This window comes from Streptomyces sp. WM6378 (assembly GCF_001279695.1).
Taxonomy (GTDB): Bacteria; Actinomycetota; Actinomycetes; order Streptomycetales; family Streptomycetaceae; genus Streptomyces.
This window is the reverse complement of sequence record NZ_LGDD01000047.1, coordinates 48,060-66,308: the sequence shown is the minus strand read 5'-3', so window position 1 is coordinate 66,308 and position 18,249 is coordinate 48,060. Positions and strand designations below refer to the sequence as shown.

Below are 18,249 nucleotides of genomic sequence, written 5' to 3'. Positions count from 1 at the left end.
AACGAGGCGGACTGTGGCGAAGTGCCGCGGACTGCTCCACATGATCGGAAGATTGCCGTACCGACGAGGGCGCGTGCGTACCGGGGCCGGTCATAAACGGTGACGCCCCGGTCGGCCGGGCCACGTACCCTTTTCTGTTGTGCCGAACGCCAACGAAGACAATCCCAGTGCACTGAGCCAGGTGCAGCGCCGCGCGGTGACCGAATTGCTGCGGGTGTCCCCAGTCGCGGACGACCTCGCCATCCGATTCGAGGAGGCGGGGTTCTCGCTTGCCCTCGTGGGCGGCTCGGTCCGGGACGCTCTGCTCGGGCGGCTCGGCAACGACCTGGACTTCACGACCGATGCGCGTCCCGAGGACGTACTGAAGATCGTGCGGCCGTGGGCGGACGCGGTCTGGGAGGTCGGGATCGCCTTCGGCACCGTCGGCTGTCAGAAGGACGGCTACCAGATCGAGGTCACGACGTACCGCTCCGAGGCGTACGACCGGACCTCGCGCAAGCCCGAGGTGTCCTACGGCGACTCCATCGAGGAAGACCTCGTCCGCCGGGACTTCACCGTCAACGCGATGGCGGTGGCGCTGCCTCAGAAGGAGTTCGTCGACCCGCACGGGGGCCTCGAAGACCTGGCCGCGCGGGTGCTCCGCACGCCCGGGACTCCTGAGGAGTCCTTCTCCGACGACCCGTTGCGGATGATGCGCGCCGCGCGCTTCGCCGCCCAGCTGGACTTCGAGGTGGCCCCCGAGGTCGTCACGGCCATGACGGAAATGTCGGGTCGTATCGAGATCGTGTCCGCGGAACGCGTGCGGGACGAGCTCAACAAGCTGCTGATCTCCGCCCACCCGAAGAAGGGGCTGCGACTCCTTGTCGACACCGGGCTCGCCGATCACGTACTGCCGGAACTGCCGGCGCTGCGGCTGGAGAGTGACGAACACCACCGGCACAAGGATGTCTACGAGCACTCGCTGACGGTTCTGGACCAGGCGATCGACCTGGAGCAGGACGGGCCGGACCTGGTGCTGCGGCTCGCGGCGCTGCTGCACGACATCGGCAAGCCGAGGACGCGGCGCTTCGAGTCCGACGGGCGGGTCTCCTTCCACCACCACGAGGTGGTCGGCGCGAAGATGACCAAGAAGCGGATGTCCGCGCTGAAGTACTCGAACGACATGGTCAAGGACGTCTCGAAGCTCGTGGAACTGCATTTGCGCTTCCACGGCTACGGCACCGGGGAATGGACCGACTCCGCGGTGCGCCGCTACGTCCGCGATGCCGGCCCGCTCCTTGAGCAGCTGCACAAGCTGACCCGCTCGGACTGCACCACGCGCAACAAGCGTAAGGCGAGCGTCCTGTCACGGGCCTACGACGGCCTGGAGGAGCGGATCGAGGAGCTTCAGCAGCAGGAGGAGCTGGACTCGATCCGGCCCGACCTGGACGGCAACCAGATCCAGGAGATCCTGGGCATCGGCCCGGGCCCGGCGATCGGTCAGGCGTACAAGCATCTGCTGGAACTGCGCCTGGAGAACGGGCCGATGGAGCACGATGCGGCGGTCGCGGCGCTGAAGGAATGGTGGGCGGCGCAGGGCTGAGGTCGTGTTTCACGTGAAACATGACCGGGTGACGGCATGACGCGGGGGCGGTGTTTCACGTGAAACACCGCCCCCGCGTGCAGGTCACTTCTTCACGGGCGCGAGGCAGAGCACCACGTTGTGGTCGCTGCTGCCCGACTGGATGTAGGACACCTGGGCCTCGGAGATGGCCGCGCACTTGCTGTCGTCACTGGTGTTGTCGAACTTGCCCACGACCTTGTACTGGGCGTTGCCGGCCGAGCAGTCGACGGTGGACAGATCCGGCTTCAGCTCCGTCCCACTGTTGTGCATGCAGCTGCCGACCGCGGTGGTCTCGGCGTCGGTTTGGCTGAACCACCACTTGCCGACCGCGACGAGGATCGCGATCACGATGACGGCGACGATACGGAGTACCGCCTTGCTGGTCTTGCGGGGCGGGGTGCCCACAGGGGCGTTCGGTATGGGCGCACCCTGGTTGAAGTAGGGCGACGGCTGCTGAGGGACACCCCCCTGCGGCTGCCCGTACGGTGCGTTGGGGTTCTGGGCGTACGGGTTCTGGCCCTGGGGCGGCGTGGTCACGGAAAGGGTCCCCCTATGAAGATGGCGATGTATGACGCCCGTAAGTTAGCGGGCTCCCAGATCAACGCCGATACCGCGGTCCACTCTGTGGCCCCGATGTGACACTCACGCGCGCGGAAACCGGGTCATAAACGCTGCTACCGCCGCATAGATGAGGGACACCGTGATGACGAGGGAGGGCGAGCGGCCGTCCGGAGGGAGCATCAGGGCGGCGACCGCGGCGGCGCCGACGAACGCCATGTTGAAGAGGACGTCGTAGAGGGAGAAGATCCGGCCCCGGAACGAGTCGTCCACCGTGGACTGGATCACCGTGTCCGTGGTGATCTTCGCCCCCTGGGTGACGAGGCCTAGGACGAACGCGCCGACCAGCATCGGCGCGGGGGCGAAGGGCAGGCCGAGGGCGGGTTCGAGGACCGCGGCGGTGGCCGCGCACACCACGATCCACCGGTACTGACCGAGCCGCGCAACGGCCCATGGGGTCATCACGGCCGCCGCGAAGAAGCCCGCTCCCGAGACGCCAACGGCGAGCCCGAGCAGAGCGAGACCCCCGGTCCCGGCGTGTTTTCCGGGCCCGTCGGCCCAGGCGTACCGGCAGAGCATCAGGAGCATCACGGTCAGCGCCCCGTAGCAGAACCGCATGAGCGTCATGGCGGTGAGGACCCGGGCGGCCGGCCTGCGCTGGTTCAAGTGCCGTACGCCGTCGACCAGTCCGCGTGCCGTGGAGCGGATCACCGCGGCCAGGCCGGGCTGGACGGCTGTGGGGTCCGGCCCGAGCAGGCCGGGTGGCAGGCGCAGGGAGGCCAGGGACGCGCAGAGATAGAGGACGGCGCCCAGAATGACGATCGCGGCATCCGCGTCGATCACGAGACGTAACGCGAAGGCCAGTCCCCCGCCGGCGGTGGCGGCCAGCGTTCCGGCGGTCGGGGAGAGCGAGTTGGCCATGACCAGCCGCTCGGCATCGACCACCCGCGGCAACGAGGCCGAGAGCCCTGCCAGGACGAAGCGGTTGACGGCCGTCACGGCGAGCGCGGAGGCGTAGAACAGCCAGTCCGGCGCGGACCCGAGGACGAGCAGCGCGGTGCAGCCGGCGAGGGCGGCCCGCAGGAGATTGCCGTACAGAAAGACCTGGCGCCGGCGCCAGCGGTCGAGCAGGACTCCCGCGAAGGGGCCGACGAGCGAGTACGGGAGGAGCAGGACGGCCATGGCAGAGGCGATCGCCCCGGGGGAGGCCTGTTTTTCGGGGGAGAAGACGACGTACGTGGCCAGCGCGACCTGGTAGACGCCGTCCGCGGCCTGGGACAGCAGCCGTACGGCCAGCAGATGCCGGAAATGCTTCAGGCGCAGGAGCACGCGGAGATCACGTACGACGGGCATGTGAGCAAGCGTCACATACCCGAAGGGTCCCCGGGCGCACATGGCGCACGGGGACCCTTCGGCGGTCCTCAGGGGTGCGAGCTCTAGCGCTCGACCTCGCCCTTGATGAACTTCTCGACGTTGGCGAAGGCCTCGTCGTCGAAGTACTGCACCGGCGGGGACTTCATGAAGTAGCTCGACGCCGACAGGATCGGGCCGCCGATGCCGCGGTCCTTGGCGATCTTCGCGGCGCGCAGGGCGTCGATGATGACACCCGCCGAGTTCGGGGAGTCCCAGACCTCGAGCTTGTACTCCAGGTTCAGCGGAACGTCACCGAAGGCACGGCCCTCGAGGCGCACGTACGCCCACTTGCGGTCGTCCAGCCAGGCCACGTAGTCCGACGGACCGATGTGGACGTTCTTCTCGCCCATGTCGCGGTCGGGGATCTGCGAGGTGACGGCCTGCGTCTTCGAGATCTTCTTGGACTCGAGGCGGTCGCGCTCCAGCATGTTCTTGAAGTCCATGTTGCCGCCGACGTTGAGCTGCATGGTGCGCTCAAGACGGACACCGCGGTCCTCGAACAGCTTGGCCATCACGCGGTGCGTGATGGTGGCGCCGACCTGCGACTTGATGTCGTCGCCGACGATCGGGACGCCCGCCTCGGTGAACTTGTCCGCCCACTCCTTGGTGCCGGCGATGAAGACCGGGAGAGCGTTGACGAACGCGACCTTGGCGTCGATGGCGCACTGCGCGTAGAACTTCGCGGCGTCCTCGGAACCGACCGGCAGGTAGCAGACCAGAACGTCGACCTGCTTGTCCTTGAGGACCTGGACGACGTCGACGGGAGCCTCGGGGGACTCCTCGATGGTCATGCGGTAGTACTTGCCGAGACCGTCCAGGGTGTGGCCGCGCTGGACCGTGACGCCCTTGTTCGGGACGTCGCAGATCTTGATGGTGTTGTTCTCGCTGGCACCGATGGCGTCCGAGAGGTCGAGGCCGACCTTCTTGGCGTCGACGTCGAACGCGGCGACGAACTCCACGTCACCGACGTGGTAGTCGCCGAACTGGACGTGCATCAGACCCGGGACCTTGGTGGCCGGGTCGGCGTCCTTGTAGTACTCGACGCCCTGCACCAGCGAGGCGGCGCAGTTGCCCACGCCGACGATGGCTACGCGAACCGAACCCATTCCGGTTGCTCCCTGTGTGATCTCTTCGAAGTCCTGCGTGCGCAGGGCCTTCAGTTGGCGGTGTCCTCGGACGGATCCGGCCGGGTGCTGTCCCGGTGCCGGGGCAGGCCGCCCGTCTCTCCTGATGTGTGGTCCTGCTGAGCCGAGCCGGTGGCGGGGCCGGATCGCTGATCCCGTCCCGCCCGCTCGCTCTCGATGAGCTCGTTCAGCCAGCGCACTTCGCGCTCCACGGACTCCATGCCGTGGCGCTGCAGTTCGAGCGTGTAGTCGTCCAGACGCTCGCGCGTGCGGGCCAGGGAGGCGCGCATCTTTTCGAGGCGCTCCTCCAGGCGGCTGCGACGACCTTCCAGCACGCGCATCCGCACCTCCCGCTCCGTCTGGCCGAAGAAGGCGAAACGGGCGGCGAAGTGCTCGTCCTCCCAGGTATCGGGGCCGGTGTGGGAGAGCAACTCCTCGAAGTGCTCCTTACCTTCCGCCGTCAACCGGTAGACGATCTTGGCGCGGCGCCCTGCGAGTGAAGCGGCGACCGCGTCCTCGGGAGCGCTGCCCGGCTCCTCGATCAACCAGCCGTTGGCGACCAGTGTCTTGAGGCAGGGATAGAGGGTCCCGTAACTGAAGGCCCGGAAGATTCCCAGCGAGGTGTTGAGCCGCTTGCGCAGCTCGTAACCGTGCATCGGAGCCTCGCGGAGCAGCCCGAGTACGGCGAATTCGAGGATGCCGGAGCGCCTGCTCATCCTTCGCCTCCTCGGCCTTCGGGGACCTTTATGCCGTGCTGATGTATCGACTCGATACATCAGCACGATAGAACGGAGTCGCAGCTGCGACAAGAGGGGTCATGGTGAACGGCGTCACATCCTCAATTCATAGCCAGCAACATGCCTGATTTGGGGTGAACTTCGGCCCTAGGGCGGTTTTGAGCGTGCGTAGTCTGTGCGCCATGCAGATCACTGTGTGCCGAGTGACGTCAGGGGGCGTCGGCGTGTCCAGCGCCATCGGCACACGGGCTGCGGCGTGGCCGTGCCCTTCACGGGGTAGCCGCGCACGCCGGGGGGACAGGAAATCAGCTGCCGTTTCCAGGCGCTCTCGCCTGCCCGAGGAGTAGTCGTTCGATGAGCGAGCACCGTCGCAAACCGCCGCAGCCCCAGGGCGGTGGGCGTGCCGCGGCCCGGCGCGCCGCGCAGCAGCCCTCCGGTCGCAGAGCGGCCCGGCCTGCGGCCGGATCCCCGGACGCCTCGGCCCACTCGCCGTCCGGTTCGTACGGATCGCCGTCGGCCCCGCACGCGGAGTCCGGCTACGGTGGCCGGGCCGAGGCCCGCCGGGCCCAGCGCGGAGGCGGCCGCAGGCGCGGCCCCGACGGCGCGGGGCCTCCGGGCGGGCCGGGGCGCCGGGCGGGCCGGGGCGGCGCGGCAGGCGGCCGGCCGCCCAAGAAGCGGTTTATCGACTACCCCCGCTTCGGGAAGCAGGGCTGGCGGCGCTGGGTGCCGTCCTGGAAGCTCGTCAGCGCCTGCTGCCTGGGCTGTTTCGGCCTGCTCGTCGCCTTCATCGGTGCGGCGTACTACATGGTGGCCGTCCCGGACGTGGCCCAGGCGGCGCAGGCCCAGAACAACGTCTACTACTGGGCCGACGGCTCGCAGATGGTCGCCACCGGCGGCGAGGTCAACCGCCAGATCATCCCGTACGAGCAGATCCCGGCGGCGATGCGGTACGCCGTCATCTCGGCCGAGAACAAGACGTTCGAGACCGACAGCGGCGTCGACCCCCAGGGCATCGCCCGCGCCCTGCTGAACATGGCCAAGGGCGGTCAGACCCAGGGTGGCTCGACCATCACGCAGCAGTACGTGAAGAACGCCCGCCTCGACGACCAGTCGCAGACGATCACCCGCAAGTTCAAAGAGCTCTTCATCTCCATCAAGGTCGGCGCGACCAGGAAGAAGAGCGAAATCATGGCGGGGTACCTGAACACCGCGTACTACGGCCGGGGCGCCTACGGCCTCCAGGCCGCGGCCCGCACGTATTACAGCAAGGACGCCAAGGACCTCGACCCGAGCCAGTGCGCCTTCCTCGCCTCGCTCCTCAAGGGCGCGACCTACTTCGACCCGGCCGGCGCCCCGGAGATCGACCCGGCGGCCACCGCCGAGCAGAACACCAAGAACGCTACGGAGCGCTGGGGCTGGATCCTCGACCAAGAGGTCAAGGACAAGCACATGGACGCGGCCGAGCGCGCGAAGTACAAGATGTTCCCGATGCCCGACAAGCCGAAGAAGAACGCCAATCTGGGCGGGCAGATCGGCTACCTGGTGTCCCTCGCCCAGGCGTCCGCGAAGAACAACAACCCGGACATCGACATGGCCAAGGGCGGCTACCAGATCTACACGACCTTCGACAAGAAGAAGGTCCAGGAGATGGAGGGCGTGGTCAAGAAGGTCCGGGACAAGAACATTGACCCGAAGAAGCGCCCCGATGTGGACACTTTCGTCCAGTTCGGCGCCGCTTCGGTGGATGTGAAGACCGGGGCCATCGTGGCCATCTACGGCGGTGACGACGCGACCAAGCACTTCACCAACAATGCCGACGAGACCGGTGCCCAGGTCGGCTCGACCTTCAAGCCGTTCGTCCTCGCGGCCGGCATGGAGTACGGAAAGCGCGACCCGAACAAGCCCGCCTCGCAGAGCGACGCGGATCGCACTCCCGTCTCGCCGGACAGCATCTACAGCGGCAAGAACAAGCTGAAGATCAAGAACTATGACGGGACCGTCTGGAAGGACCAGAACGGCGGCGAGTGGCTGCAGACCAACGACGGCAACGAGTCGTACAACCCGCCGAGCTACGCCATTGACCTCCGCTACGCGATGCAGGAGTCGGTGAACACGCCCTACGTCCAGCTCGGCATGGACGTCGGCACCGACAAGGTGAAGCAGGCCGCCATGGCGGCGGGCCTGCGCGACAGCAAGACCAGCATGGCCTCCTCCAGCGTGCCGTCGTTCTCCATCGGTACGTCGTCGCCGAGCGCGATCCGGATGGCCGGTGCGTACGCCACCTTCGCCGCCAGCGGCACGCAGCGCGACCCGTTCTCCGTGACGTTGGTGAAGAAGAACGGCAATACGATCTACAAGCACGAGGACCAGGCCAAGAGCGCCTTCCCCGCCGCTGTGGCCAACAACGTCACGGACGTGCTGAAGGGCGTGGTCGACAAGGGCACCGGAACGAACGCGAAGCTCAGCGGGCGTCAGGTGGCGGGCAAGACCGGTACCACCGACGGCAACCGGTCGGCGTGGTTCGTCGGTTACACCCCGCAGTACTCGACCGCCGTCGGCATGTACCGCCTCGACGACAACGAGACCAGCAAGAAGCGCGAGTTCTTGAAGATGTTCGGGACGGGCGGCCAGGAGAAGATCCATGGTGCGTCGTTCCCGTCGACCATCTGGCACGACTACATGCAGCAGGCGCTTGGCGACTCCCCTGCCGAGTCCTTCCCGGCTCCCGAGAAGATCGGCGACAAGGTCTACGGCGGCGGCATGTCGCCCGCCCCCAGCGCGCCCCCATCCTCGAACCCCGCGCCCTCGCAGTCCCCGTCCGGTAAGCCCTCCAGCACGCCGTCGATGTCTCCATCCCCCAGTCCAAGCAGTTCCTGCAGCAAGTGGGACTGGACTTGTAACGACACGGGCGGCACCAATCAGGGCCCGACGACTGGTGGAGCAGACGGCGGGATCAGTCCCAGCCCGACGCCCAGCAGATCGAAACCCGGTAATGGCCCTGGCGGCTGGATCGCAGGACCCAACGGCTAGACGCGCCGACTGAAGACGAGGGGTGGTGTTTCACGTGAAACACCACCCCTCGTTTCACGTGAAACAGCGTCTCCGTTTCACGTGAAACACGGCCGCTCCCCGTATCCACAGCGCTGTACGGCAGGATGTCGGCATGACGAGCGAGACGAGCCCCCGTGTGTACGAGGACCGGCGCGGAGACTCCGCGGAACCCGTCGTGCGCCCCACGGAACAGGACGAGGTCGCCGCGGCCGGCAGCGAGCTGATCGGCGGCCCGCTCGGCCGCTGGGCCAGGCCCGGCTACCACTGGCTCACCCCGATCAGAATCGTGGTGCTCGTCGCGATCGGGATGTTCGCCCTGGGAATGGCCCAGAAGCTGCCGTGCTACGACTGGGCCTGGTTCCGCGGCGCCAATTCGCAGTACACGCACGCCTGCTACTCGGACATCCCGCACCTGTACTCGCTCCGCGGCTTCGCCGACAACCTGGTGCCGTACTTCGACCGCCTCAACGGCGACATGAACTATCTCGAGTACCCGGTGCTGACCGGCCTGTTCATGGAGGTCGCCTCCTGGCTGACGCCGGGCAGCGGCGACATGCAGCACCGCGAGCAGATGTACTGGATGGTCAACGCGGGGATGCTGATGGCCTGCACGGCCGTCATCGCCGTCTGTGTCGCGCGCACGCACCGCCGCCGGCCCTGGGACGCCCTCCTCGTCGCGCTGGCCCCCGCCTTCGCGCTCACGGCCACGATCAACTGGGACCTGTTCGCCGTCGCGCTCACCGCCGCCGCCATGTTCATGTGGTCGCGTGGCCGGACGCTCGCCTTCGGCATCCTGATCGGCCTGGCGACGGCCGCGAAGCTCTACCCGGTACTGATCCTCGGACCACTGCTCGTGCTGTGCTGGCGGGCCGGGAAATGGCGGGAGTTCGGGGCCGCGGTGCTGGGCGCCGCCGGTGCCTGGCTGGTCGTGAACCTGCCGGTGATGATGCTCGCGCCCGAGGGGTGGAAGAAGTTCTACACCTTCAGCCAGGAGCGGTCCGTCGACTTCGGCTCGTTCTGGCTGATCATTTCGCAGCGTACGGGCAAGGGCCTGGACACCGACATGGTGAACACCCTTGCCGCGCTCCTCATGGTCCTCGCCTGCGCGGGAATCACGGTGCTCACGCTCACCGCACCGCGCCGCCCGCGCTTCGCGCAGCTCGCCTTCCTGGTCGTCGCCGCGTTCATCATCACCAACAAGGTCTACTCGCCGCAGTACGTCCTGTGGCTCGTCCCGCTGGCCGCGCTCGCCAGGCCGCGCTGGCGGGACTTCCTGATCTGGCAGGCCGGCGAGGTCGTCTACTTCCTGGGGATCTGGCTGTACCTCGCCTACACGATGAGCGGCGAGAAGCACCAGGGCCTGCCGCCCGAGGGCTATCAACTGGCCATCGCCGCACACCTGTTGACCACCCTTTACCTGTGCGCCGTCGTGGTGCGCGACATCCTGTTGCCGGACCGGGACGTCGTACGGCGGGACGGCTCGGACGACCCGTCGGGCGGGGTTCTGGACCGGGCCGAGGACGTGTTCGTGCTGGGCCAGGCGGCACATCCCCCGCGGCATGCGGCGACGCTCGAAGAGGGGCCGCGGGTCGAGTGGGGCACGAGGACCCCGGCGTCCTAGAGAAGCGCGTAGAAAAAGCTCGGGCCCCTGGCCGACGGCGGCTGTCGTCGGCCAGGGGCCCGATGTTCTGAGCGCCCCGAGGGCGGTTCTGTCTAGCGCTCGACCAGGCGGTCGAACTGCGTGGTGGTGTGGCGCAGGTGGGCCACCAACTCGTCGCCCACGTGCGGCTCCTGGGAGTCCGACGGCACGAACAGGATCGACACCTGCATGTGCGGCGGCTCCGCGAACCAGCGCTGCTTGCCCGCCCAGACGAACGGCGACAGGTTGCGGTTGACGGTGGCGAGCCCCGCGCGGGCGACGCCCTTGGCCCGCGGCATCACGCCGTGCAGGGCCTTCGGGGCCTCCAGGCCCACTCCGTGCGAGGTGCCGCCGGCGACCACGACCAGCCAGCCGTCCGAGGCGACCTTCTGCTGGCGATATCCGAACCGGTCACCCTTGGCGACCCGGGTGACGTCGAGGACGGAGCCGCGGTACTCGGTCGCCTCGTGGTCGCCGAGCCACAGCCGCGTACCGATGCGGGCCCGGAAACGGGTCTGCGGGAACTGCTGCTGCAGCCGGGCCTGCTCCTCGGCGCGCAGATGGCTGACGAACATGGTGTGCAGCGGCAGCCGGGCCGCGCGCAGCCGGTCCATCCACGCGATGACCTCCTCGACGGCGTCCGAGCCGTCGGTGCGGTCCAGCGGAAGGTGCAGCGCAAAGCCTTCGAGCCGTACGTCCTCGATGGCGGAGCGGAGCATGCCGAGCTCCTCCTCCTTCACGCCGTGACGCTTCATCGAGCTCATGCACTCGATGACCACGCGGGCGCCCACCAGGGCGTGCACGCCGTCCACCGAGGAGACCGAGCGGATGACGCGGTCGGGCAGCGGCACCGGCTCCTCGCCGCGCCGGAACGGCGTCAGGACGAGCAGGTCGCCGCTGAACCAGTCCTTGATGCTGGCGGCTTCATACGTGGTGCCGACCGCGAGGATGTCCGAGCCGAAGCGGGACACCTCGTCCGAGAGCCGCTCGTGGCCGAAGCCGTAGCCGTTGCCCTTGCAGACCGGGACGATGCCCGGGAACTGGTCGATCACGGACTTCTGGTGCGCCCGCCAGCGAGCGGAGTCGACATAGAGGGTGAGCGCCATGGCCGTCCGGACCTTTCTGATGGCTGCGATGTGTCGGAGGTACGAGGAACGAGGTTACGCAACCGGTCAGCGGCGCGACATATACATGTCCAGCGCCTTGTGGAGCAGCTTGTTGAGCGGGAAGTCCCACTCGCCGAGGTACTCGGCCGCCTCACCGCCGGTGCCCACCTTGAACTGGATGAGGCCGAAGAGGTGGTCGGTCTCGTCCAGGGAGTCGGAGATGCCGCGCAGGTCGTAGACCGTCGCGCCCATCGCGTAGGCGTCGCGGAGCATCCGCCACTGCATCGCGTTGGAGGGCCGCACCTCGCGGCCGATGTTGTCGGAGGCGCCGTAGGAGTACCAGACGTGGCCACCGACGACGAGCATCGTCGCGGCCGACAGGTTCACCCCGTTGTGGCGCGCGAAGTAGAGCCGCATCCGGTTGGGGTCCTCGGAGTTGAGGACCGTCCACATGCGCTGGAAGTACGACAGGGGACGCGGCCGGAAGTGGTCGCGCACCGCGGTGATCTCGTACAGGCGCTGCCACTCGGCGAGGTCCTCGTAGCCGCCCTGGACGACCTCGACGCCGGCCTTCTCGGCCTTCTTGATGTTGCGGCGCCACAGCTGGTTGAAGCCCTTGAGGACGTCGTCCAGCGAGCGGTTGGCCAGCGGCACCTGGAACACGTAGCGCGGCTGGACGTCGCCGAAGCCGGCACCGCCGTCCTCGCCCTGCTGCCAGCCCATCTTCCGCAGTCGGTCGGCGACTTCGAAGGCACGCGGCTCGATGTGGGTGGCCTCGACATCGCGCAGGCGCTTCACATCGGGGTCCTGGATACCGGACTTGATGGCCGTCGAGTCCCAGCGGCGGATGACGACCGGCGGGCCCATCTTCACCGAGAACGCGCCCTGCTGCTTGAGGTGCGCGAGCATCGGCTTCAGCCACTCGTCCAGGTTGGGCGCGTACCAGTTGATGACCGGGCCCTCGGGCAGGTACGCCAAGTAGCGCTTGACCTTGGGGAGCTGGCGGTAGAGGACCAGACCGGCGCCGACGAGCTCGCCGTTCTTGTCGAACCAGCCGAGGCTCTCCGAACGCCATTCCGTCTTCACGTCAGCCCACGCCGGGACCTGGCAGTGGCTCGCCGAGGGCAGGCTCTGGATGTACGCCAGATGCTGCTCACGGCTGATGGTCCTCAGGGTCAGGCTCATGCGGGGCGCTCCTCGGCAGGTGTGTCCCCATGGGTACAGGGGCTCCGGCTCTCGTGCCGAAGCCTACTGGGCCACAGGAGCGCCCCGGATGGCCGTACGGTGATGGGCCGTACGGCCATCCGGTGGTGGCGGGTGCCGCGCGGCCGTCAGCCGCCGACGATGCCGCCGAAGAGCCCGCCGTGGGCCATGCCGAGGAAGAACCCGACAGCGGATGCGCCGAGGCCGAGGATCAACAGGAATCGTTCTCGCGTCGTCGCCGAGATGAACTGGCCGTACGCGCCCGTGACGATGCCGACGAGGCCGGCCCACGAGCTGACCAGGTGGAGGTTGTAGAACCAGGCCGTGGTGAAGGCCAGCACGCCCAGGACGACCGTGACGGCCGCGAACGCGTCCTGGAGGGGATGGGGCTTGCCGTCGGTGGCGAAGAGGGAGACAGGGGCATTCGGTCGCACTGCTTGTGCCATGGGGCACCTCCTGGCGGAAGGCGGCGAAGGGTGACGCCGCACACACCCGATGTGTACAGATTGCGTCCCCTGCCCACTGGATTTCAACCGGAAGCGGGTCAACAGGTACTCTGGACGGTCTGCACCGGTGTCAGCCGTGCCCGCATGCCGTCCCGCTCCTCTCGGAGGGGGATTGTCAGTGGGGGCCGATACCGTTGCTTACGCATCACGACCCTCCTGCCACGGAACGACCGTGGCCGCTGAGTCCAAAGGAGGTGGGTTCCACATGCGTCACTACGAGGTGATGGTCATCCTCGACCCCGATCTGGAGGAGCGCGCTGTCTCTCCCCTGATCGAGAACTTCCTCTCCGTCGTCCGCGAGGGCAACGGAAAGGTTGAGAAGGTCGACACCTGGGGCCGTCGTCGTCTCGCCTACGAGATCAAGAAGAAGCCCGAGGGCATCTACACGGTCATCGACCTTCAGGCCGAGCCTGCGGTCGTCAAGGAGCTCGACCGTCAGATGAACCTGAACGAGTCGGTCCTCCGGACCAAGGTCCTCCGTCCCGAGACCCACTGAGCTTCCGCTCAGAGGTAATCGGGTCCGAGTAGCAACACAGCAGCCAGCAGCAATCCCCGCCGAGAGGTTCATCCATGGCAGGCGAGACCGTCATCACGGTCGTCGGCAATCTCGTCGACGACCCCGAGCTGCGCTTCACCCCCTCGGGTGCGGCCGTCGCGAAGTTCCGTGTCGCGTCGACTCCCCGCACCTTTGACCGTCAGACCAATGAGTGGAAGGACGGCGAAGGCCTGTTCCTGACCTGCTCGGTCTGGCGTCAGGCGGCGGAGAACGTCGCCGAGTCGCTCCAGCGAGGCATGCGCGTCGTCGTGCAGGGCCGGCTGAAGCAGCGGTCGTACGAGGACCGCGAGGGCGTCAAGCGCACGGTCTACGAGCTGGACGTCGAGGAAGTCGGCCCCAGCCTCAAGAACGCCACGGCCAAGGTCACCAAGACCACGGGTCGCGGTGGCCAGGGTGGGTACGGCGGTGGCGGTCAGCAGCAGGGCGGCGGCAACTGGGGCGGAGCCCCCAGCGGTGGCCAGCAGGGCGGCGGCGGTGCTCCCGCCGACGACCCCTGGGCCTCCAGCGCGCCGACCGGTGGCGGACAGCCGCAGGGTGGCGGCGGCGGTGGCGGCTGGGGCGGAAGCTCCGGCGGCGGCTACTCGGACGAGCCGCCTTTCTAGGGCAGCTCGTAACCCCCACTTCTTGATCACACAGGAGAAACACCATGGCGAAGCCGCCTGTGCGCAAGCCTAAGAAGAAGGTCTGCGCTTTCTGCAAGGACAAGACCGCTTACGTGGACTACAAGGACACGAACATGCTGCGGAAGTTCATTTCCGACCGCGGCAAGATCCGTGCCCGCCGCGTGACCGGCAACTGCACGCAGCACCAGCGTGACGTCGCCACGGCCGTCAAGAACAGCCGTGAGATGGCGCTGCTGCCCTACACGTCCACCGCGCGATAAGGGAAGGGTGACCGAAAAATGAAGATCATCCTCACCCACGAGGTCTCTGGCCTCGGCACTGCCGGCGACGTCGTTGACGTCAAGGACGGCTACGCTCGCAACTACCTGGTCCCGCGTGGTTTCGCGATCCGCTGGACCAAGGGTGGCGAGAAGGACGTCGCGCAGATCCGTCGTGCGCGCAAGATCCATGAGATCGCGACCATCGAGCAGGCCAACGAGGTCAAGGCCCGGCTCGAGGGCGTGAAGGTTCGTCTGGCTGTTCGCTCCGGCGACGCCGGCCGTCTCTTCGGCTCCGTCACCCAGGCCGACGTCGCTGCGGCGATCAAGGCTGCCGGTGGCCCGGACGTGGACAAGCGCCGCGTCGAGCTCGGTGCGCCGATCAAGACCCTGGGTGCTCACCAGGTGTCCGTGCGTCTGCACGCCGACGTTGTCGCGAAGCTTGGCGTCGAGGTCATCGCCGCCTAAGCGCTGCACAGCACAGTAGAAAGGGCCGTACCCCTCGGGGTGCGGCCCTTTCCGCTGTGTTTCACGTGAAACAGGGAGAGCCGAGGACTGCGTTTCACGTGAAACGTCACGTCGGCCGTTTCACGGGCCCCGGGGTCAGCGCGTCGCGCCGGTGACCAGCCAGCGTCCGGAGCGGGCCCGCCAGCCGAGGGTCAGCATGCGGACCGTCATCATCAGAGCCATGGCCCACCACAGTGTGGTCAGCCCGCCGCCGAAGGTCGGCACGAGGAGCGCTACCGGGGCGAAGACCACCAGGGTCAGCAGCATGGCCCGGGCCAGATAGGGGCCGTCACCCGCGCCCATCAGCACGCCGTCGAGCACGAAGACGACGCCGGCGACCGGCTGGATGAGGGCGACCACGAGCAGAGCCGGCAGCAGGGTGCCCTGGACGGTCCGGTCGCTGGTGAAGAGCGGGATGAAGAGCGGGCGAGCCGCCACCACGAGCAGGCCGAGCAGCACTCCGAAGGCGACGCCCCACTCCACCATGCGGCGGCAGGCCTGCTTGGCACCCCTTGCGTCGGCGGCGCCCAGATAGCGGCCGATGATCGCCTGCCCCGCGATGGCGATCGCGTCGAGGGCGAAGGCCATCAGATTCCACAGGGACAGGATGATCTGGTGAGCGGCGATGTCGACGTCACCGAGGCGGGCAGCGACTGCGGTGGCGATCATCAGGACGGCTCGCAGCGAAAGCGTACGGACCAGGAGCGGTACGCCCGCCTGTGCGCTGTTCCGGATGCCCGCGGCGTCCGGCCGCAGAGAGGCGCCGTGCCGTCGGGCCCCGCGCACGACCACGGTGAGATAGACGGAGGCCATCCCGAACTGGGCGATGACGGTGCCCCATGCCGACCCGGCGATGCCGAGCCCTGCGCCGTAGACAAGGCCGAGGTTGAGCACGCCGTTGGCTGCGAAGCCGCCCATGGCGACGTACAGGGGCGTCCTGGTGTTCTGGAGGCCGCGCAGTACACCGGTCGAGGCGAGCACGACGAGCATGGCGGGAATGCCGAGGGCGGAGACGCGGAGATAGGTGATGGCGTACGGCGCCGCGGTATCCGAGGCGCCGAAGAGGCCGACCAGCCAGGGAGCGGCGGGCAGTACGGCGGCGACGACCGCGGCGCCCAGGAGCAGCGCGAGCCAGATGCCGTCCATGCCCTGGCGGATCGCGGCCCGTAGATCGCCGGCGCCGACCCGGCGGGAGACGGCGGCTGTAGTGGCGTAGGCGAGGAAGACGAAGATGCTCACGGCGGTGGTGAGCAAGGGGGCGGCAATACCCAAACCAGCCAGTTGCGGGGTACCGAGGTGGCCCACGATCGCGCTGTCGGCCATCACGAAAAGCGGCTCGGCGACGAGGGCGCCGAAAGCGGGAACGGCGAGGGACACGATCTCGCGATCGTGTCGGCGCCGGGAAGTCCGCCGGTCGTTCTCCGGCGCCGCGGGGGCCTGTTTCATGGGGTCAATCTAATCTTCCACAGGTAATGGACGCAATGCATCTGTGATCCTTACCTCGGAGGTCGGGTCCGGTTCTGGTGCGCGCCGTTTGCCGAGATCTTGAGCCAGTCGGGAAAGTTTTTCGCCCCCACAGCCGGTGGATGGAGAAAGTGCAGGTCAGGATGGTTGCTGGCGAGCGGCTATGACTTTGTCCACAGTGCTGTCCCCCGGTCCGTGCACAGGTTCCGGAGACTTCTCCACAGCATCCGGTCGTTCGTCCACATGCCCTGTGGATAACCAGATTGGCTGACGCCGCTCGCGGGCCTAACGTGGTCCGGCGCCCGACGCGCCGGAACCGGAGTCGGGCTTCTCGATTTGTCAGCGTCGTGCCGTAGAAAGAGTGGCACGGCTAGGTCCGCGGAGCGGACGGGAGGAGGTGGCCCGGTGAGCATTCCCGAGCCGTTGGACGAGCCCTGGGCCGAGACCGGTCCAAGTGACCGTCTGCCTGTTTCCCGCCAGCGCGGCGACAGCGAGGGCCGAGGCCGTGGTCGTGGCAGGGGCCGTGACGACCAGCATGACCGCGGCCAGGACGACTGGGACGGCGGGTCCTCCGGCTTCGAGCGAGTGCCCCCCCAGGACATCGACGCCGAGCAGTCCGTCCTCGGCGGCATGCTGCTCTCCAAGGACGCCATCGCGGACGTCGTGGAGATCATCAAGGGCCACGACTTCTACAAGCCCGCCCACGAGACCGTCTACACGGCGATCCTCGACCTCTATGCCAAGGGCGAGCCCGCCGACCCCATCACGGTCGCCGCCGAGCTGGTCAAGCGCGGCGAGATCACCCGCGTCGGCGGCGCCTCGTATCTGCACACGCTGGTCCAGTCGGTGCCGACGGCGGCCAACGCCTCGTACTACGCGGAGATCGTCCACGAGCGGGCGGTGCTCCGCAGGCTCGTCGAGGCGGGCACCAAGATCACGCAGATGGGATACGCGGCGGACGGCGACGTCGACGACATCGTCAACTCCGCGCAGGCCGAGATCTACGCGGTCACCGAGCAGCGCACCAGCGAGGACTACCTGCCGCTCGGCGACATCATGGAGGGCGCGCTCGACGAGATCGAGGCGATCGGCTCGCGCAGTGGCGAGATGACCGGAGTGCCCACCGGGTTCACCGACTTCGACTCGCTCACCAACGGGCTGCACCCCGGCCAGATGGTCGTCATCGCCGCCCGTCCCGCGATGGGTAAGTCCACGCTGGCGCTGGACTTCGCGCGGGCCTGTTCTATCAAGCACAACCTGCCCAGCGTGATCTTCTCGCTCGAAATGGGGCGCAACGAGATCGCGATGCGTCTGCTGTCGGCCGAGGCCCGCGTCGCCCTCCATCACATGCGCTCCGGCACCATGACCGACGAAGACTGGACGCGCCTGGCCCGGCGCATGCCCGACGTCTCCCAGGCGCCGCTCTACATCGACGACTCCCCAAACCTGTCGATGATGGAAATCCGCGCCAAGTGCCGGCGCCTGAAGCAGCGCAACGACCTCCGCCTCGTCGTCATCGACTATCTGCAGCTGATGCAGTCGGGCGGTTCGAAGCGAGCCGAGAGCCGTCAGCAGGAAGTCTCGGACATGTCACGAAACCTGAAGCTCCTCGCCAAGGAGCTTCAGCTCCCGGTGATCGCGCTCTCGCAGCTGAACCGTGGCCCCGAGCAGCGTACGGACAAGAAGCCGATGGTGTCCGACCTGCGTGAATCCGGCTCCATCGAGCAGGACGCGGACATGGTCATCCTGCTGCACCGCGAGGATGCCTACGAGAAGGAGTCGCCCCGCGCGGGCGAGGCGGACCTGATCGTGGCCAAGCACCGTAACGGCCCGACCGCGACCATCACCGTCGCCTTCCAGGGCCACTACTCACGCTTCGTGGACATGGCTCAGACCTGATCG

Annotated in this window: 16 protein-coding genes; 8 read left to right on the top strand and 8 right to left on the bottom strand. The window is 67.7% G+C overall.

Going from position 1 to position 18,249, the window contains the following annotated elements; genetic code table 11:
• Positions 1 to 139: 139 nt before the first annotated feature.
• A complete protein-coding gene (locus ADK54_RS07310) occupies positions 140 to 1,582 on the top strand; it encodes a CCA tRNA nucleotidyltransferase (RefSeq protein WP_053724710.1) in 1,443 nt (480 codons plus the stop codon).
• Positions 1,583 to 1,666: 84 nt separating this feature from the next.
• Here the strand turns inward: ADK54_RS07310 and ADK54_RS07305 are convergent, their stop codons facing one another.
• From ADK54_RS07305 to ADK54_RS07290, 4 genes are all read right to left on the bottom strand, one after another.
• On the bottom strand, positions 1,667 to 2,140 hold the full coding sequence (locus ADK54_RS07305; protein ID WP_053724709.1) for an LppU/SCO3897 family protein: 474 nt from the start codon (positions 2,138 to 2,140) through the stop codon (positions 1,667 to 1,669).
• Between the two features lie 105 nt (positions 2,141 to 2,245).
• Complete coding sequence (locus ADK54_RS07300; RefSeq protein WP_053724708.1) at positions 2,246 to 3,514, bottom strand: MFS transporter; 1,269 nt, start codon at positions 3,512 to 3,514, stop codon at positions 2,246 to 2,248.
• A gap of 83 nt (positions 3,515 to 3,597) precedes the next feature.
• Positions 3,598 to 4,680, bottom strand: a complete 1,083-nt coding sequence (locus ADK54_RS07295; RefSeq protein WP_053724707.1) for an inositol-3-phosphate synthase — start codon at positions 4,678 to 4,680, stop codon at positions 3,598 to 3,600.
• Positions 4,681 to 4,730: 50 nt separating this feature from the next.
• On the bottom strand, positions 4,731 to 5,414 hold the full coding sequence (locus ADK54_RS07290) for a PadR family transcriptional regulator (RefSeq protein ID WP_053724706.1): 684 nt from the start codon (positions 5,412 to 5,414) through the stop codon (positions 4,731 to 4,733).
• Positions 5,415 to 5,789: 375 nt separating this feature from the next.
• On the opposite strand from ADK54_RS07290, the gene ADK54_RS07285 reads away from it, so the two are divergent.
• Complete coding sequence (locus ADK54_RS07285) at positions 5,790 to 8,465, top strand: transglycosylase domain-containing protein (RefSeq protein WP_078966178.1); 2,676 nt, start codon at positions 5,790 to 5,792, stop codon at positions 8,463 to 8,465.
• Between the two features lie 133 nt (positions 8,466 to 8,598).
• The gene (locus tag ADK54_RS07280; protein ID WP_053724705.1) at positions 8,599 to 10,107 is read left to right on the top strand and encodes a glycosyltransferase family 87 protein; all 1,509 of its coding nucleotides are present in this window, start codon (positions 8,599 to 8,601) and stop codon (positions 10,105 to 10,107) included.
• 92 nt (positions 10,108 to 10,199) lie between these two features.
• Here the strand turns inward: ADK54_RS07280 and ADK54_RS07275 are convergent, their stop codons facing one another.
• The 3 genes from ADK54_RS07275 to ADK54_RS07265 form a co-directional block, all read right to left on the bottom strand.
• Positions 10,200 to 11,231 carry an alanine racemase gene (locus tag ADK54_RS07275; RefSeq protein ID WP_053724704.1) on the bottom strand — a complete coding sequence of 344 codons (1,032 nt, stop codon included), beginning with the start codon at positions 11,229 to 11,231 and terminating at the stop codon, positions 10,200 to 10,202.
• Between the two features lie 66 nt (positions 11,232 to 11,297).
• Entirely contained in the window at positions 11,298 to 12,416 is a 1,119-nt protein-coding gene (locus tag ADK54_RS07270; RefSeq protein ID WP_053724703.1) for a lipid II:glycine glycyltransferase FemX, read from the bottom strand.
• A 146-nt stretch (positions 12,417 to 12,562) separates the two neighbouring features.
• Entirely contained in the window at positions 12,563 to 12,880 is a 318-nt protein-coding gene (locus ADK54_RS07265) for a hypothetical protein (protein WP_053724702.1), read from the bottom strand.
• A gap of 265 nt (positions 12,881 to 13,145) precedes the next feature.
• Between ADK54_RS07265 and rpsF the strand changes: the two genes are divergently transcribed.
• The 4 genes from rpsF (at position 13,146) to rplI (ending at position 14,844) form a co-directional block, all read left to right on the top strand.
• Positions 13,146 to 13,436: a 30S ribosomal protein S6 gene (gene rpsF, locus ADK54_RS07260; RefSeq protein WP_053724701.1), complete on the top strand. Its 291-nt coding sequence runs from the start codon at positions 13,146 to 13,148 to the stop codon at positions 13,434 to 13,436.
• Positions 13,437 to 13,510: 74 nt separating this feature from the next.
• Positions 13,511 to 14,098, top strand: coding sequence for a single-stranded DNA-binding protein (locus ADK54_RS07255; protein ID WP_053724700.1), 588 nt, complete (start codon positions 13,511 to 13,513; stop codon positions 14,096 to 14,098).
• Between the two features lie 44 nt (positions 14,099 to 14,142).
• Positions 14,143 to 14,379 (top strand): 30S ribosomal protein S18, encoded by a 237-nt coding sequence (rpsR, locus tag ADK54_RS07250; protein ID WP_005315025.1) that lies wholly within the window; start codon positions 14,143 to 14,145, stop codon positions 14,377 to 14,379.
• Between the two features lie 18 nt (positions 14,380 to 14,397).
• Positions 14,398 to 14,844 (top strand): 50S ribosomal protein L9, encoded by a 447-nt coding sequence (gene rplI / locus ADK54_RS07245; RefSeq protein ID WP_053724699.1) that lies wholly within the window; start codon positions 14,398 to 14,400, stop codon positions 14,842 to 14,844.
• Between the two features lie 135 nt (positions 14,845 to 14,979).
• Here the strand turns inward: rplI and ADK54_RS07240 are convergent, their stop codons facing one another.
• Positions 14,980 to 16,329 (bottom strand): MATE family efflux transporter, encoded by a 1,350-nt coding sequence (locus tag ADK54_RS07240; protein WP_053724698.1) that lies wholly within the window; start codon positions 16,327 to 16,329, stop codon positions 14,980 to 14,982.
• Between the two features lie 423 nt (positions 16,330 to 16,752).
• Between ADK54_RS07240 and dnaB the strand changes: the two genes are divergently transcribed.
• The gene (dnaB, locus tag ADK54_RS07235) at positions 16,753 to 18,246 is read left to right on the top strand and encodes a replicative DNA helicase (RefSeq protein ID WP_053724697.1); all 1,494 of its coding nucleotides are present in this window, start codon (positions 16,753 to 16,755) and stop codon (positions 18,244 to 18,246) included.
• Positions 18,247 to 18,249: the final 3 nt, after the last annotated feature.

Excerpts from the sequence above, each read along its gene's own strand:
- ADK54_RS07300 (WP_053724708.1), bottom strand. The coding sequence starts at position 3,514 with ATGCCCGTCGTACGTGATCTCCGCGTGCTCCTGCGCCTGAAGCATTTC.
- ADK54_RS07295 (WP_053724707.1), bottom strand. The coding sequence starts at position 4,680 with ATGGGTTCGGTTCGCGTAGCCATCGTCGGCGTGGGCAACTGCGCCGCC.
- ADK54_RS07290 (WP_053724706.1), bottom strand. The coding sequence starts at position 5,414 with ATGAGCAGGCGCTCCGGCATCCTCGAATTCGCCGTACTCGGGCTGCTC.
- ADK54_RS07285 (WP_078966178.1), top strand. The coding sequence starts at position 5,790 with ATGAGCGAGCACCGTCGCAAACCGCCGCAGCCCCAGGGCGGTGGGCGT.
- ADK54_RS07280 (WP_053724705.1), top strand. The coding sequence starts at position 8,599 with ATGACGAGCGAGACGAGCCCCCGTGTGTACGAGGACCGGCGCGGAGAC.
- ADK54_RS07275 (WP_053724704.1), bottom strand. The coding sequence starts at position 11,231 with ATGGCGCTCACCCTCTATGTCGACTCCGCTCGCTGGCGGGCGCACCAG.
- ADK54_RS07270 (WP_053724703.1), bottom strand. The coding sequence starts at position 12,416 with ATGAGCCTGACCCTGAGGACCATCAGCCGTGAGCAGCATCTGGCGTAC.
- ADK54_RS07265 (WP_053724702.1), bottom strand. The coding sequence starts at position 12,880 with ATGGCACAAGCAGTGCGACCGAATGCCCCTGTCTCCCTCTTCGCCACC.
- rpsF (WP_053724701.1), top strand. The coding sequence starts at position 13,146 with ATGCGTCACTACGAGGTGATGGTCATCCTCGACCCCGATCTGGAGGAG.
- ADK54_RS07255 (WP_053724700.1), top strand. The coding sequence starts at position 13,511 with ATGGCAGGCGAGACCGTCATCACGGTCGTCGGCAATCTCGTCGACGAC.
- rpsR (WP_005315025.1), top strand. The coding sequence starts at position 14,143 with ATGGCGAAGCCGCCTGTGCGCAAGCCTAAGAAGAAGGTCTGCGCTTTC.
- rplI (WP_053724699.1), top strand. The coding sequence starts at position 14,398 with ATGAAGATCATCCTCACCCACGAGGTCTCTGGCCTCGGCACTGCCGGC.
- ADK54_RS07240 (WP_053724698.1), bottom strand. The coding sequence starts at position 16,329 with ATGAAACAGGCCCCCGCGGCGCCGGAGAACGACCGGCGGACTTCCCGG.